This is a genomic window from Xanthomonas sp. NCPPB 2866 (assembly GCF_041475745.2).
Taxonomy (GTDB): domain Bacteria; phylum Pseudomonadota; class Gammaproteobacteria; order Xanthomonadales; family Xanthomonadaceae; genus Xanthomonas; species Xanthomonas arboricola.
In genome coordinates this window covers 2,698,588-2,714,040 of record NZ_CM192975.1, presented here as the reverse complement: position 1 = coordinate 2,714,040, position 15,453 = coordinate 2,698,588, and the positions used below count along the sequence as shown (strand labels likewise).

Here is a 15,453-nt window from a genome sequence, read left to right as displayed (position 1 = left end):
GCGTGCCTTGGAGCGCCCGCGCCGCAAGCGCGGGCCGGGGCGCGGAGCGGGGGTGAGGTGAAGGTGCAAGCGAAGCTCCCGCAGGGTGCGGTGCACTCGGCTTCGCCCGTCCCCTCATCCGCCCCTTCGGGGCACCTTCTCCCGGTGGGAGAAGGGTGGCCTGGATGCGCTGTAGACGTTGTTCGCGCAGCCTCGCACCACGGTGCAGTTGTGACTTTTGTTAGCCGCCACTTCGGACCATTGATCAAACCGACATGACCGATCTACTTGCCTCCACCCTCGAACACCTGGAACAGCTGGTGTCCTTCGACACCCGCAATCCGCCGCGGGCGATCGCTGCCGAGGGCGGCATCTTCGATTATCTGCGCGCGCAGCTGCCCGGTTTCCAGGTCGAGGTGATCGACCACGGTGCCGGTGCGGTCAGCCTGTATGCGGTGCGCGGAACGCCGAAGTATCTGTTCAACGTGCATCTGGACACGGTGCCGGATTCGCCGCACTGGAGCGCCGATCCGCACGTGATGCGGCGTACCGACGATCGCGTGATCGGCCTGGGCGTCTGCGACATCAAGGGTGCGGCGGCGGCGCTGGTGGCGGCGGCCAATGCCGGCCAGGGCGATGCGGCCTTCCTGTTTTCCTCCGACGAGGAAGCCAACGACCCGCGCTGCATCGCCGCGTTCCTGGCGCGCGGTGTGCCGTATGAGGCGGTGCTGGTCGCCGAGCCGACCATGAGCGAGGCGGTGCTGGCGCATCGCGGCATCAGCTCGGTGCTGATGCGGTTTGCCGGGCGTGCCGGGCATGCCTCGGGCAAGCAGGATCCTTCCGCCAGTGCGTTGCATCAGGCGATGCGTTGGGGCGGCAGGGCGCTGGACCATGTCGAGTCGCTGGCGCATGCGCGTTTCGGCGGCCTGACCGGCCTGCGCTTCAACATCGGTCGGGTCGAGGGCGGCATCAAGGCCAACATGATCGCGCCGGCGGCCGAGCTGCGTTTCGGCTTTCGTCCGCTGCCGTCGATGGACGTGGACGGTTTGCTGGCGACGTTTGCCGGATTTGCCGATCCACACGCGGCGCATTTCGAAGAAACCTTCCGCGGCCCCAGTCTGCCGTCCGGCGATATCGCGCGGGCCGAGGAACGCCGCCTGGCCGCCCGCGATGTGGCCGATGCGCTAGACCTGCCGATCGGCAATGCAGTGGATTTCTGGACCGAGGCCTCGCTGTTTTCGGCCGGCGGTTACACCGCCCTGGTCTATGGCCCCGGCGATATCGCCCAGGCGCACACCGCCGACGAGTTCGTGACGCTTGCGCAGCTGCAGCGTTACGCCGAGTCGGTACATCGCATCATCAACGGCTCAAACTGAAGCCGCATTCCGCGCCCAGGCGCGGCCATCCCTCTCTTCGATCACGGCAATGTCCCTCTCCGCACAGCCCCACAAACAGACCCGCCAGACCATCGTGCGCCTGCTTTCGAGCATGGCCAGCGCCAAGGAAATCAGCCAGTACCTCAAGCGTTTCTCGCAGCTGGATGCCAAACGCTTTGCGGTGGTCAAGGTGGGCGGCGCGGTGCTGCGCGACGACCTGGACGCGCTGACCTCGTCGCTGTCGTTCCTGCAGGAAGTGGGGCTGACCCCGATCGTGCTGCATGGCGCCGGCCCGCAGCTGGATGCCGAACTGTCGGCGGCCGGCATCGAGAAGCGCACCGTCAACGGCCTGCGGGTGACCTCGCCGGAAGCGCTGGCGATCGTGCGCAAGGTGTTCCAGGCCTCCAACCTCAAGCTGGTCGAGGCGCTGCAGCAGAACGGCGCGCGTGCGACCTCGATCACCGGCGGCGTATTCGAAGCGCAGTATCTGGACCGCGACACCTACGGCCTGGTCGGTGAGGTCAAGGCGGTCAACCTGGCGCCGATCGAAGCCAGCCTGCAGGCCGGCTCGATCCCGGTGATCACCAGCCTGGGCGAGACGCCGAGCGGGCAGATCCTCAACGTCAACGCGGATTTTGCCGCCAACGAACTGGTGCAGGAGCTGCAGCCGTACAAGATCATCTTCCTCACCGGCACCGGCGGTCTGCTGGATGCCGATGGCAAGGTGATCGACTCGATCAACCTGTCCACCGAGTTCGACCATCTGATGCAGCAGCCGTGGATCAACGGCGGCATGCGGGTGAAGATCGAACAGATCAAGGATCTGCTCGATCGCCTGCCGCTGGAGTCGTCGGTGTCGATCACCCGGCCGGCCGATCTGGCCAAGGAACTGTTCACCCACAAGGGCTCGGGCACGCTGGTGCGGCGCGGCGAGCGCGTGCTGCGCGCGACCTCCTGGGACGAACTGGACCTGCCGCGGCTCAGGACGCTGATCGAATCCAGCTTCGGCCGCACGCTGGTGCCCGATTACTTCAGCAACACCAGGTTGCTGCGCGCCTATGTCAGCGAGAACTACCGCGCCGCGGTGATCCTCACCGACGAAGGCATGCTGGGTGCAAGCGCGCTGATCTACCTGGACAAGTTCGCCGTGCTCGACGACGCCCAGGGCGAAGGCCTGGGCCGTGCAGTGTGGAACGTGATGCGCGAGGAAACCCCGCAACTGTTCTGGCGCTCGCGTCACAACAATCAGGTCAACATTTTCTACTACGCCGAGTCCGACGGCTGCATCAAGCAGGAGAAGTGGAAGGTGTTCTGGTACGGGCTGGAGAACTTCGAGCAGATCCAGCACTGCGTGGCGCATTGCGCGACGCGTCAGCCGACGCTGCTGGGCTGAGTAAGATGGCGCCCGTCGCATTGCCAGCGCTTTGGCGCGAGCTGCCCACGCTACGCGGGCAACACGCAACACTGGAACCATTGCAAGCTGCGCATGCCGATGGTCTGCGCGCTGCGTTGGGCGATGGGGCCTTGTCGCGGCTGTGGTACACCGGCGTGCCGGCACCGGCGCAGGTGGACGACTACGTGGGCGCGGCCTTGGATGCGCAAGCCGACGGGCGGGTGCTGCCTTACGTGGTATGCGATGCGGCCGGCGAGGTCGTCGGCTGCACACGCTATTACGGGCTGGATGCGACAGTGCCCAAGCTGTCGATCGGCTACACCTGGTACGCGCCGCGCGTGCAGCGCAGCGGCGTCAATACCGACACCAAGCGGATGCTGCTGCAGCACGCCTTCGAGACGCTGGGCTGCCTGAGCGTGGTGTTCGAGACCAGTTGGTTCAATCACACCTCGCGCGCGGCGATTGCGCGGCTCGGTGCAAAGCAGGACGGCGTGCTGCGCAATTACACCCGTCACCCTGACGGCACGCCGCGCGACACCGTGGTGTTCTCCATCATCGATACGGAATGGGCCGGGGTCAAACGCCACCTGCAGTTCCGCCTGGAAGCAAACGCATGACTGTTCAAACAACGACCATCGGCATCGTCGGGGCCCGCGGGCATACCGGATCGGAATTGATCAAGCTGGTGGCGGCACACCCGCATCTGCAGCTGCTGTTCGTGTCCTCGCGCGAGCTGGCCGGGCAACCGGTGGCCGAGCACAACGCGGCGTATCGCGGCGAGCTGCGCTACGAGAGCCTGGATGCCGATGCGGTAGCCGCCAAGGCCGCCGACGTGGTGATCCTGGCATTGCCCAACGGCAAGGCCGAGCCCTTCGTCGCGGCGATCGATTCGGCCAGGCCGCAGACGCTGCTGATCGATCTGTCGGCCGATTACCGCTTCGATCCGGCCTGGTATTACGGGTTGCCCGAGCTGACGCGCGGCAGCTACGCCGGGCAGAAGCGCATCAGCAATCCGGGCTGCTATGCCACCGCGATGCAGCTGACGATCGCGCCCTTGCTCGACCAACTGGCCGGCCCGCCGCAGTGTTTCGGCGTGTCCGGGTATTCCGGCGCGGGCACCACGCCGTCGGACAAGAACAACCCCGAGTTGCTGGCCGATAACCTGATGCCGTATGCGCTGACCAACCACATGCACGAGCGCGAAGTCTCTGCGCAGCTCGGCGTGCCGGTGGAGTTCATGCCGCATGTGGCGCCGCATTTCCGTGGCATCACCATGACCGTCAACCTGTGGCTGCAGCAAGCGCTGACGCGCGAGCAGGTCCAGGCGCGCTACACGCAGCGTTACGCCGACGAGCCGTTGATCGAGATCGTCGATGAAGCGCCGTGGGTCAGCCGCATCGCCGGCAGGCATGGCGTTCAGATCGGTGGCGTGACGCTGGCGCCGGGCAACAAGCGGGTGGTGGTGGTGGCAACGCTGGACAACCTGCTCAAGGGCGCGGCGACGCAGGCGATGCAAAATCTCAACCTGGCATTGGGCTGGGACGAATTGACTGCGATTGGCTGATGATGCGAGTTCCTCGCAAGAGCCCGCACAGCTCTGTGCGGTGATTCAACGATGCGAGTCCCTCGCAACAGCCCGCACCTCCGTGTGCGGGGATTTAAGCTGACAATTTATTTCGAGACGCTTTCCGATGACCAATCTGTTGTGGCAAAAACCCGGCGTGGCGGTGGACGCCAAGATCCAGAGCTTCCTGGCCGGCGACGACGTCATCCTGGACCGCGAGTTCTTCCTGTACGACATCGCTGCCAGCAAGGCGCATGCGCAGGGACTGCAGCACATCGGCATCCTGTCGCTGCAGGAGCTGGGCGGACTGAGCGAGCAGCTCGACCTGCTGGCGGCCGATTTCCGCAGTGGCGCGTTCGTGCTGGACGAGCGCTACGAGGATTGCCATTCGGCGATCGAGGCGCGCCTGACCGAACGGCTGGGCGATGCCGGCCGCAAGATCCACACCGGGCGCAGCCGTAACGACCAGATCCTGGTCGCCACGCGCCTGTGGTTGAAGGACAAGCTGCAACGCGTGGCCGAGCTCGGCGCGGAGATCGCCAAGGTGGCGCTGGACCGCGCGCAGGCAGAAGCCGCGTTGCCGGTGCCGGGCTATACGCATATCCAGCGTGCGGTAGTGTCCTCGGCCGGCATGTGGTGGGCGGGCTGGGCCGAGGCCTTTATCGACGACGCGGTGCGTGCGGCTGATACTTTGCGCCTGGTGGACAGCAATCCGCTCGGCACCGCCGCCGGTTATGGCGTCAACCTGCCGCTGGACCGTACGCATACCACTGCCGAGCTGGGCTTTGCACGGCTGCAGGTGTCGCCGATCTATGCGCAGCTCTCGCGTGGCAAGTACGAACTGGCCGCGCTCGAGGCGCTTGGCAGCGCAACGCTGGACCTGCGCCGGATCGCCTGGGATCTGTCGTTGTTCACCAGCGGCGAGTTCGCCTTCGTCGCGTTGCCGGCGCAATACACCACCGGCAGCTCGATCATGCCGAACAAGCGCAACCCCGACGTGATCGAACTGATGCGTGCCACCCACGCCAGCGTGGCCGCCGCGCGGACCGAGATCGAACAGCTGCTGTCGCTGCCATCGGGCTATCACCGCGACCTGCAGAGCAGCAAGGGCGCCATCGTGCACGGCTTCGGGCGTGGCCTGGCGGCACTGGAACTGCTGCCGGCCCTGCTGGCCAATCTGGAATGGCGCCCGGACAAGCTGCGTGCGGCGATCGATTCGGGCATGTACGCCACCGACGTGGCGGTGGAAGCGGCGGTTGCCGGCGTGCCGTTCCGCGAGGCCTACAAGGCGGCCGCGGAATCGGCCGACACCGCAGGGCAGGGGCGCACGCCGGAAGGCAGCCTGGCCGCCCGCGTCTCGCCAGGTGCCGCCGCAGATCTGCAGCTGGACGTCCTGCGTGCCCGCTGGCAGGCGCTGGTCTGATGGCCGCGATCAGCACCGACACCGCCGAGCATTACCCCTGGGGCGAAGCCAGCGACGGCTGGCACCTGTTGCGCGACCCCAACCTGAGCGTGCTCGAAGAGCACATGCCGCCCGGCGCGGCCGAGCTGCGTCACCGGCACAGCCGCGCGCGGCATTTTTTCTATGTGCTGGCCGGCGAGGTGATGCTGCAGCTGGATGGCGAGCAGCATGTGCTCGGGGTCGGGCAGGGCCTGCATGTGCCGCCCGGTTCCACCCATCAGATGCACAACCTGTCCGAGATGGAAGCGCGCTTTCTGGTGATTTCCACGCCGTTCGGCCGTAGCGAGGCGACACCCGACAAGGAGGCAGGCTGATGGCGACACGCTATCTGGTGCTGGCGATGCGCAAGCCGGATTTTCCGGCCGATGTGGTGCAGCCGCATCGTGCATTTCTCGACACGCTGCGGGCGGCCGGGCAGCTGGAACTGACCGGCGGCTTCAGCGATGGCAGCGGTGGCGCATACGTATTGATCAACGTCGCCAGCCTGGAAGACGCACAGCAGATCGTCGCGCGCGACCCATTGGCGCTGCGCGATGCCTCCACGCTGACCGTTCATGAGTGGAACACGCACTGAGCAGGTTGTCGCCATGAGCACGCCCATCGCCACTGCTGCGTCATTTGCCGAGCAGGCGCTGCCGCCATGGCGACGCGCGGTGCTCAAGGTCGGCAGCAGCCTGCTCGCCGCCGATGGCGGTGGCCTGTCGCCGCGTTTTGCGCTGGGGCTGGCGCAGTTCGTCTCGGCCAACCTGATGGCCGGGCGCGAGCTGGTGATCGTGTCGTCGGGTGCGGTGGCCGCCGGCCGCGCGATCCTGCCGAGGGCTGCCGAGGCCGGTGCGCCGATCGCCGCGCGCCAGGCGCTGGCTGCGCTGGGGCAGGCGCAGTTGATCGCGCTCTGGCAGCGCTTCTTCGAGCGCCCGGTGGCGCAGGTGTTGCTCACCCACGACGACCTGCGTAACCGCCGCCGCTATCTCAACGCACGCGCCACCCTGGGCGAGTTGTTGCGGCTGGGCGCGTTGCCGGTGATCAACGAAAACGACACCGTGTCGGTGGACGAGCTCAAGCTGGGCGACAACGACAACCTGGCCGCGATCGTCGCCGCCCTGGTCGATGCCGATGCCTTGTTCATCGCTACCGATATCGACGGGCTGTACAGCGCCGACCCGCGCAGCAATCCGCTGGCGCGGCCGCTCGACGAGGTGACCGAACTCACCGCCGAGGTGCTGGCGATGGCCGGCGGCAGCGGCAGCAGCGTGGGCACCGGCGGCATGCGCACCAAGCTGGAAGCCGCCGCAAAGGCCGGCGCGGCCGGCATCGAAACCTATCTGTTCAACGGCCGCAATGGCGATGTGGTGCGCGCCCTGGCGCAGGATCGCCTGCACGGCACGCGTATCCATGCCGCGCGCACGCGCATTGCCGCCCGCAAGTACTGGCTGCGGCACGCGCCGGTGGAAGCGGGCGCGATCCTGATCGATGCCGGTGCCGCCGCCGCACTGACCGACAAGGGCGCCTCGCTGCTGCCGGGCGGCGTGGCCGGTGCGCAAGGCGACTTCCGGCGTGGCGACATGGTGGAGATCCACCTGCGCGACGACGCCGGCGAGCGCTGCCTGGCACGCGGCGTCAGCCAGTATTCGGCGGTGGATATCCGCCGCATCGCCCGCCGCCACTCGCGCGAGATCGAGCCCGTGCTCGGCTACAGCTACGGCGAGAATGTGGTGCATCGCGATGATTTGGTGCTTTTGTAGCGGGGATTGGGGAGTCGGGATTGGGGATTTGCAAACGCGTATGCACCGCGTCTGCCCAACGTTGCCTCCGTGTCCCGACGACTGATTCCCTGTGGTGATAAAACGGTATTGCCGCTTTTGCCAATCCCCAATCCCGACTCCCCAATCCCGGCCCTCCAATGACCATCAAAACCCTAGCCCTGCAATGCCGTGATGCCGCGCAAGTGCTGTCACAACTGTCCGCGTCTGCCAAGCAGGCCTTGCTGGAGGCGATGGCGGCCGCGCTGGAACAGGATGCGGCGGTGATCCTGGCGGCGAATGCGCGCGATCTGGAGGCGGCGCGTGAGAAGGGGGTTGGTGCTGCGATGCTCGATCGTCTGGCGCTGGACACAAAGCGCCTGGACGGCATCGCAGCCGCGCTGCGCGAGGTGGCGCAACTGCCCGATCCGGTCGGGCAGGTCACGCGCGAGGACGTTCGCCCCAACGGCATTGTTGTGCAAAAGGTGCGGGTGCCGCTGGGGGTGATCGCGATGATCTACGAGGCGCGCCCGAATGTGACCGCCGATGCCGCAGCACTGTGCATCAAGGCCGGCAATGGCGTGATCCTGCGTGGCGGCTCGGAAGCGATCCATTCCAACACCGGGATCGCGCGCGCCCTGCAGCGCGCCCTGCGCGAGGCCGGCGTGCCGGAGGCGGCGTTGACCCTGGTCGAGGATCTGCGCCGCGAGACCATGCTGGAGCTGCTGCAACTCAGCGACATCGTCGATCTGGCGATTCCGCGTGGCGGCGAAGGGCTGATCCGCTTCGTGGCCGAGCATGCGCGCGTGCCGGTGATCAAGCATTACAAGGGCGTGTGCCATCTGTTCGTGGATGCATCGGCGGACGTGGACCTGGCGGTGCGTCTATTGGTCGATGGCAAGGCCAGCCGGCCGTCGGCCTGCAATGCGCTGGAGACCTTGCTGGTGCATGCCGATATCGCGGCGCGCTTTCTGCCGCTGGCCGCGCAGGCCCTGCGCGAACGTCACGTGGAGCTGCGTGGCGATGCGGCTACGCGCGCACTGTTGCCCGACGTCGCAGCTGCCAGCGACGACGACTACGCCGCCGAATTCCTCGACCTGATCCTGGCGATCCGGGTGGTGCCGGATCTGGACACCGCGCTGGCGCATATCCGCCAGTACGGCTCGGACCACACCGAGGTGATCGCCACCCAGGACGCCGCCAACGCGGAGAACTTCGTGCAATCGCTGCGCTCGGCGGTGGTGATGGTCAACGCCTCCTCGCGTTTCTCCGATGGCGGCGAGCTTGGCCTGGGCGCGGAGATCGGCATCTCCACCACGCGCCTGCATTCCTACGGCCCGATGGGCCTGGAGGCGCTGACCGTGGAGCGCTTCGTGGTGCGGGGCCAGGGCCAGATACGGCACTGATCGGCGATACGCAGGCCAGCCACCCGGCAATCACGACCTACCCGGCAACCACGACCTTTGACACTCCCCCGGCAGGCCGCGCTCTGCCTACAGTCGACGACTGCCCCCGTACGTTCCGGAGTCGTCGATGCGCCGTTTTGCCGCCTGCCTGCTCGCCACCGCCATTGCCGCCGCCACCGGCAGCGCGCTGGCGCAAACCTCGCCGATGACGCCGGACATCACCGGCAAGCCGTTCGTGGCAGGTGATGCCGCCAACGACTACATCAAGCGCGAGGTGATGATTCCGATGCGCGACGGGGTCAAGCTGCATACGGTGATCGTGCTGCCCAAGGGCGCGCGCAATGCGCCGATGGTGCTGACGCGCACGCCGTACAACGCCAGCGGCCGCACCGAGCGCATGGCCTCGCCGCATATGAAGGACCTGCTCGCACAGGGCGACGACGTGTTCGTGGAAGGCGGCTATATCCGCGTGATCCAGGACGTGCGCGGCAAGTACGGCTCCGAAGGCGATTACGTGATGACCCGGCCGCTGCGTGGTGCGCTCAATCCCAGCGAGGTCGACCATGCCACCGATGCCTGGGACACCATCGACTGGCTGGTGAAAAACGTCAAGGAATCCAATGGCAAGGTCGGCATGATCGGCTCGTCCTACGAAGGCTTCACCGTGGTGATGGCTTTGACCAACCCGCATCCCGCGCTCAAGGTCGCGGTGCCGGAAAGCCCGATGATCGACGGCTGGATGGGCGACGACTGGTTCAACTACGGCGCGTTCCGCCAGGTCAACTTCGACTATTTCACCGGCCAGCTCACCCAGCGCGGCAAGGGCAGCGGCATCGCGCGCCAGGGCCATGACGACTACAGCAACCTGCTGCGCGCCGGCTCGGCCGGCGATTTCGCCAGGGCCGCCGGCCTGGAACAGCTGCCGTGGTGGCACAAGCTCACCGAACACGCCGCCTACGATACGTTCTGGCAGGAGCAGGCGCTGGACAAGGTGATGGCGCGCACCCCGCTCAAGGTGCCGACCATGTGGTTGCAGGGGCTGTGGGACCAGGAGGACATGTGGGGTGCCATCCATAGCTACGCGGCGATGGAGCCACGTGACCGCAGCAATACGCTCAACTACCTGGTGATGGGGCCGTGGCGGCACAGCCAGGTCAACTACGACGGCAGCGCGGTGGGCGCATTGAATTTCGACGGTGATACCGCGCGCCAGTTCCGCCACGACGTGCTGCGCCCGTTCTTCGATCAATACCTGGTCGATGGCGCGCCCAAGGCGAGCACGCCGCCGGTGTTCATCTACAACACCGGAGAGAATCATTGGGACCGTCTGCAGGCCTGGCCGCGCAGCTGCGCCAAGGGCTGTGCGTCGAGCAGCAAACCGCTGTACCTGCAGGCCGGCGGCAAGCTGTCGTTCCAGCAGCCGGCGGCGGGGCAGCCGGGTTTCGAGGAATACGTGGCCGACCCGGCCAAGCCGGTACCGTTCGTGCCGCGCCCGGTGGACTTCGGTGATCGCAGCATGTGGACCACCTGGCTGGTGCAGGACCAGCGCTTCGTGGACGGCCGCCCGGACGTATTGACCTTTGTCACCGAACCGCTGACCGAACCCCTGCAGATCGCCGGCGCACCCGAAGTGCATCTGCAGGCCTCCACCAGCGGCAGCGACAGCGACTGGGTGGTGAAACTGATCGACGTGTATCCGGACGAGATGGCGTCCAGTCCCAAGATGGGCGGCTACGAGCTGCCGGTGTCGCTGGCGATCTTCCGCGGCCGCTATCGCGAGAGTTTCAGCACGCCCAAGCCGCTGGCATCCAATCAGCCGCTGGCGTTCCAGTTCGGCCTGCCGACCGCCAACCACACCTTCCAGCCGGGCCACCGGGTGATGGTGCAGGTGCAGTCCAGCCTGTTTCCGCTGTACGACCGCAATCCGCAGACCTACGTGGACAACATCTTCTTCGCCAAGCCCGGCGATTATCGAAAGGCCACCCAGCGCGTCTATGTGAGCCCCCAGCAGCCCAGCTACATCAGTCTGCCGGTACGTTGACCGCGCGGGCGCCGCGTGGCGGCGGCGCCCAGACGTCTTCCAGCAACTGCGGACGGCAGGCCACCCAGGCGGCCGCCAGCTGCACCAGGATGCAGATCACCAGGAAGACGAACGGCGAGGTCCAGCCGCCGTGGTGCGCATGCAGCCAGCCGAACAGGAATGGCCCGAGGCAGCTCACCGCATAGCCCATGCCCTGCGAGAACCCGGACAGGGCCGCCGAGCCGGCCGCAGTGCGGCTGCGTTGATTGACCAGCACCAAGGCCAGCGGGAACGTGCTCGGCCCCAGGCCGAGCAGGGTCACCCACAGGATCGGCGCGGCCAGCGGCGCCCACCACAGCCCGGCAAACGCGACCAGGTGGCAGGCCGCGCACAGCAGCACGATCGGAAACGGGTTGCGCATGCGCACCGCCAGCGCCGGCATGGTCAAGGCGCCGACCATGCCCAGTGCCGCGAACAGCGCCACCATGGTGCCGCCGAACGCGGGCGAGGCGCCGGCTTCGCGCAGCAGCGTCGGCAACCAGGTGAACATCGAATAGGTGACCAGCGAGGTCATGCCGAAGGTCACCGCCATGCTCCAGCCCAGGGCGGTGCGTGCCACGCGGCCCTCGGCCTCGGGCGTGGGTGTGACCGGTGCCGGCCCGGTCGCGTGAATGCGGCGGTGGCTGGTGTGCACCATGGCCCAGGCCGCCAATGCCAGCAGTGCCGGCAACACCCACACCACCATCGAGCTGCGCCAGCCCAGCGCATCGGCCACCGGTACTGCCAGCAGTGCCGGCAGCAGGGTGCCGACCTGCAATACGGTGATGTAGAGCGTGCTGACGCCGCCGACGCGATCGCCGAAATAGCGCTTCACCAGCGGCGGCAACACCACGTTGCCCATGCCCATGCCGGCCAGTGCCACCAGCGAACCGATCAGCAGTCCGGCAGTGCCCGGCAGCAGCGGGCGCAACACCAGGCCGACAGTGGCCAATGCCATCGACAGCAGCGCGGTGCGTAGCAGGCCGAAGCGGCGCAGCAAGGCCGGCGTGGCCACACCGGTCAGTGCGAATGCAGCCGTCGGCAACATGCCGAGCGCACCCATGGTGGGCGCGCCGAATGCGTACTCGTCGGCAATGCGTTCCAGCAGCGGCGTCAACGACGTCACCGCGGTACGCAAGTTGAAGGCGGACAACAAAATGGCAGCCAGCACCAAGCCGCGACCACGCAACCGGGCGGACGGGGAGGCAGCGGCAATGACAACAGACATGACAGACCATCCGCACTGCGCGCATGCATGCGCCAGCGCCTGAAAACACAAAACCGGCACGAGGCCGGTTTTGTGTTTTGAAACTGGTCGGGGAGACAGGATTCGAACCTGCGACCTCTACGTCCCGAACGTAGCGCTCTACCAGACTGAGCTACACCCCGAAGGAGCCGCGTATGTTACATAGGGAATGCGGAATCGGCAAGCATCTAGCGAAAATAATTTTACTGATGCGGTTGGCCACGCTCCGGCTCGCGTGCTTCGAACCACATGCCGTTGAGCACGGCCGCCAGTGCGGCCAGACCGGTGCCGAGGATCCAGGCGAAGTACCACATTGTCGTTCTCCTTGAGTCGTTGAAGCGGGTGCGAGGTTGAGGCCTGCTGCGAGCGCGATGCAGCTGTGCATCGCGCTCGCAGCGGGCATGCTCAGTAGGCGTTTGGATTGGCCGCGAGTTCGTCGGCGGTGACCTTGCCCTTGAGCACGCGATAGACCCAGCTTGTGTAGGCCAGCACGATCGGCATGAACAGCGTGGTCGCCAGCAGCATGATCCACAGCGTCAGGCGGCTGCTGGAGGCATCCCACAGCGTCAGGCTTGCGCTAGGTGCGGTGGACGAGGGCAACAGGAACGGGAACAACGCAAAGCCGACGGTAAAGACGATGCCGACGATGGCGCAACCCGAGGCGATGAACGCCAGGCCGCCGCGACGCACACGCAACAGCAGCGCATTCATCGCCAGCCCGACCAGGCCGATCAGCGGTGCCATCAATGTGGCCGGCATGCTGCTGTAGTTGTGCAGCCAGCCGCCGGCTGCGGTGAGTGCGGCGGTCTTGCCGAGCGGATTGGTCGGCGCATCGGTGGCCAGGAGCGAAGTCACTGCATAGCCCGGCAGACCCAGCGCCACCCATGCACCGGCGGCGGCAAACAGCGCCACCGCGCAGAGCGCGGCGATGCTGCCGAAACGCGCCGCACGCTCGGCCACCGGTCCGTCGGTCTTGAGTACCAGCATCGCCGCGCCGTGCGCCATCAACATCGCCACGCTGAGCAGGCCGGCGAGCAGCGCGAACGGCGTCAGCAGCCCGAACAGGTTGCCGGTATAGAACGTGCGCATGCTGGCGTCGAAGTGGAACGGCACACCGAGCAGCACATTGCCGACCGCCACGCCCATGATCAGCGCCGGAATGCAGCCGCCGACGAACAACGCCCAGTCCCAGTTGCTGCGCCAGCGCTGGTCGGCCAGCTTGCCGCGGAACTTGAACCCGACCGGGCGCAGGATCAGTGCGAACAGGATCAGGAACATCGCCAGATAGAACCCGGAAAAACTCACCGCATACAACGGCGGGAATGCGGCGAAGATCGCGCCGCCGCCCAGGATCAGCCAGACCTGGCTGCCTTCCCAGACCGGGCCGATGGTGTTGATCACCAGCCGGCGTTCGGCATCGTTGCGGGCCACCAGCGGCAGCAGGGTGCTGACGCCCAGATCGAAGCCGCCCATCACCGCGTAGCCGGACAGCAATACGCCGAGCAACAGCCACCAGATCACGCGCAATGTGGTGTAGTCGAGCAAGATGAAATCCATGGTTGTCTCTCCTGGCTTACGGTGCGCCGCCGGCCAGCGCGCCGGTGCTCAATGGGGCGTCGGGTGAGGACGCGTGGGGCGAGCTGCCGTGCGGCGACGGGGTGCGTTGGCTCGGTGGAAACAGCGCATCCGGGCCCTTGCGGATGGTCTTCAGCGACAGCTTGATCGCGATCACCAACAGCGTGGTGTACAGCGCGGTGAAGCCGACCAGGGTCAACACGATTTCGTACAGATCCAGTCCCGAGGCGGCATAGAAGGTCGGCAGCACGCCTTCCACCGCCCACGGCTGGCGGCCGTACTCGGCCACGAACCAGCCGCACTCGATCGCGATCCACGGCAGCGGCAGGCTCCACAGCGCCAGGGTCAGGAACCAGCGTTTTTGCTGGAAGTTGTGCTTGCAGGCGAACCAGAACGCGATGGCGAAGAAGGCGATCAGGTAGATGCCAATGGCGGCCATGATGCGGAAGGTCCAGAACAGCGGCAGCACCCGCGGCACGGTGTCCATCGCGGCCTGGGCGATCTGCTGCGGCGTGGCATTGCCGATATCGTCGCGATAGCGCTTGAGCAGCAGGCCGTGGCCCAGATCCTGCCAATGTGCCTCGAAGACCTTGCGCGCTTCGGCATCGTCCTTGTTGGCGCGGATGCGTTGCAGCGCGCCGTAGGCGATCTGGCCGCCGCGGATGCGATGCTCGGCACGGCCGACCAGTTCCAGGATGCCGGGGATCGGCTGGTCCAGCGAACGTGTGGCGATCAGACCCATCAGGTACGGGATCTTGACCGCGTAGTCGTTGCGATGGGTCTGCTGGTTGGGAATGCCGAATGCGGTGAAGTCGGCCGGGGCGGCTTCGGTTTCCCACATCGCCTCGATCGCCGCCAGCTTCATCTTCTGGTGTTCGTTGGCGGCGTAGCCGCTCTCGTCGCCGAGCACCACCACCGACAGCGAGGACAACAGGCCGAACGCGGCAGCCACTGCGAACGAGCGCCGCGCCATCTCCACATGGGTGCCGCGTAGCAGATAGAACGCGCTGATCGCCATCACGAACACCGCGCCGAGCACGTAGCCGGCGCTGACGGTGTGCACGAACTTGGCCTGCGCCACCGGGTTGAACAGCACCGCCATGAAATCGACCACTTCCATGCGCATGGTGTCCGGGTTGAACACCGCGCCGGTCGGGTTCTGCATCCAGCCGTTGGCGATCAGGATCCACAGTGCCGAGAAGTTGCTGCCCAGCGCCACCAGCCAGGTGGTGGCCAGATGCTGCACCTTGCTCAGCCGGTTCCAGCCGAGAAAGAACAGGCCCAGGAAGGTCGCCTCCAGAAAGAACGCCATCAGGCCTTCGATCGCCAGCGGCGCGCCGAAGATGTCGCCGACGTAATGGCTGTAGTACGACCAGTTCATGCCGAACTCGAATTCCATCACGATGCCGGTGCCCACGCCCATGGCGAAGTTGATGCCGAACAGCACGCCCCAGAACATGGTCATGCGCCGCCAGATGTCCTTGCCGGTCATCACATAGACGCTTTCCATGATGCCGAGCAGGAACGACAGGCCCATGGTCAGCGGCGGAAAGATGAAGTGGTACATCGCGGTGACTGCGAACTGCAGCCGCGACAGTTCAACAACTGTCGAGTCGATCATGGCGGGTGGGCCTGGTTGGGTGTCGATGAAGGA

The 15,453-nt window shown here is 66.3% G+C and carries 14 protein-coding genes and 1 tRNA gene; 10 read left to right on the top strand and 5 right to left on the bottom strand.

The window, feature by feature from the left end; translation table 11 throughout:
* Nucleotides 1-254 precede the first annotated feature (254 nt).
* The 10 genes from ACCQ04_RS11650 (at nucleotide 255) to ACCQ04_RS11605 (ending at nucleotide 10,960) form a co-directional block, all read left to right on the top strand.
* Nucleotides 255-1,355 carry an acetylornithine deacetylase gene (locus ACCQ04_RS11650; protein ID WP_102581579.1) on the top strand — a complete coding sequence of 367 codons (1,101 nt, stop codon included), beginning with the start codon at nucleotides 255-257 and terminating at the stop codon, nucleotides 1,353-1,355.
* 49 nt (nucleotides 1,356-1,404) lie between these two features.
* Nucleotides 1,405-2,748, top strand: a complete 1,344-nt coding sequence (locus tag ACCQ04_RS11645) for an acetylglutamate kinase (RefSeq protein WP_024940003.1) — start codon at nucleotides 1,405-1,407, stop codon at nucleotides 2,746-2,748.
* 5 nt (nucleotides 2,749-2,753) lie between these two features.
* Complete coding sequence (locus ACCQ04_RS11640) at nucleotides 2,754-3,365, top strand: GNAT family N-acetyltransferase (RefSeq protein WP_039526977.1); 612 nt, start codon at nucleotides 2,754-2,756, stop codon at nucleotides 3,363-3,365.
* Nucleotides 3,362-4,312: an N-acetyl-gamma-glutamyl-phosphate reductase gene (argC, locus tag ACCQ04_RS11635; protein WP_226427694.1), complete on the top strand. Its 951-nt coding sequence runs from the start codon at nucleotides 3,362-3,364 to the stop codon at nucleotides 4,310-4,312. The genes ACCQ04_RS11640 and argC overlap by 4 nt, the downstream gene beginning before the upstream one ends.
* 127 nt (nucleotides 4,313-4,439) lie before the next feature.
* A complete protein-coding gene (locus ACCQ04_RS11630; protein WP_102581581.1) occupies nucleotides 4,440-5,735 on the top strand; it encodes an argininosuccinate lyase in 1,296 nt (431 codons plus the stop codon).
* A complete protein-coding gene (locus ACCQ04_RS11625) occupies nucleotides 5,735-6,088 on the top strand; it encodes a cupin domain-containing protein (RefSeq protein ID WP_181109564.1) in 354 nt (117 codons plus the stop codon). Before ACCQ04_RS11630 ends, ACCQ04_RS11625 begins: the two co-directional genes overlap by 1 nt.
* Nucleotides 6,088-6,348, top strand: coding sequence for a YciI family protein (locus tag ACCQ04_RS11620; RefSeq protein ID WP_039521853.1), 261 nt, complete (start codon nucleotides 6,088-6,090; stop codon nucleotides 6,346-6,348). Before ACCQ04_RS11625 ends, ACCQ04_RS11620 begins: the two co-directional genes overlap by 1 nt.
* A 13-nt stretch (nucleotides 6,349-6,361) precedes the next feature.
* On the top strand, nucleotides 6,362-7,516 hold the full coding sequence (gene proB / locus ACCQ04_RS11615) for a glutamate 5-kinase (protein WP_226427695.1): 1,155 nt from the start codon (nucleotides 6,362-6,364) through the stop codon (nucleotides 7,514-7,516).
* A gap of 158 nt (nucleotides 7,517-7,674) precedes the next feature.
* Entirely contained in the window at nucleotides 7,675-8,919 is a 1,245-nt protein-coding gene (locus tag ACCQ04_RS11610) for a glutamate-5-semialdehyde dehydrogenase (protein ID WP_226427696.1), read from the top strand.
* Between the two features lie 127 nt (nucleotides 8,920-9,046).
* Nucleotides 9,047-10,960, top strand: a complete 1,914-nt coding sequence (locus tag ACCQ04_RS11605; RefSeq protein ID WP_226427697.1) for a CocE/NonD family hydrolase — start codon at nucleotides 9,047-9,049, stop codon at nucleotides 10,958-10,960.
* On the opposite strand, the gene ACCQ04_RS11600 is transcribed toward ACCQ04_RS11605, so the two are convergent.
* The 5 genes from ACCQ04_RS11600 to ACCQ04_RS11580 form a co-directional block, all read right to left on the bottom strand.
* Nucleotides 10,941-12,167 (bottom strand): CynX/NimT family MFS transporter, encoded by a 1,227-nt coding sequence (locus ACCQ04_RS11600; protein ID WP_024939994.1) that lies wholly within the window; start codon nucleotides 12,165-12,167, stop codon nucleotides 10,941-10,943. The genes ACCQ04_RS11605 and ACCQ04_RS11600 overlap by 20 nt on opposite strands.
* A 123-nt stretch (nucleotides 12,168-12,290) precedes the next feature.
* A tRNA-Pro gene (locus tag ACCQ04_RS11595) sits at nucleotides 12,291-12,367 on the bottom strand.
* Between the two features lie 60 nt (nucleotides 12,368-12,427).
* The gene (cydX, locus tag ACCQ04_RS11590) at nucleotides 12,428-12,538 is read right to left on the bottom strand and encodes a cytochrome bd-I oxidase subunit CydX (protein WP_024939993.1); all 111 of its coding nucleotides are present in this window, start codon (nucleotides 12,536-12,538) and stop codon (nucleotides 12,428-12,430) included.
* 91 nt (nucleotides 12,539-12,629) lie between these two features.
* Entirely contained in the window at nucleotides 12,630-13,781 is a 1,152-nt protein-coding gene (cydB, locus tag ACCQ04_RS11585; protein ID WP_024939992.1) for a cytochrome d ubiquinol oxidase subunit II, read from the bottom strand.
* 16 nt (nucleotides 13,782-13,797) lie between these two features.
* A complete protein-coding gene (locus tag ACCQ04_RS11580) occupies nucleotides 13,798-15,420 on the bottom strand; it encodes a cytochrome ubiquinol oxidase subunit I (protein ID WP_065031572.1) in 1,623 nt (540 codons plus the stop codon).
* Between the last annotated feature and the right edge of the window lie 33 nt (nucleotides 15,421-15,453).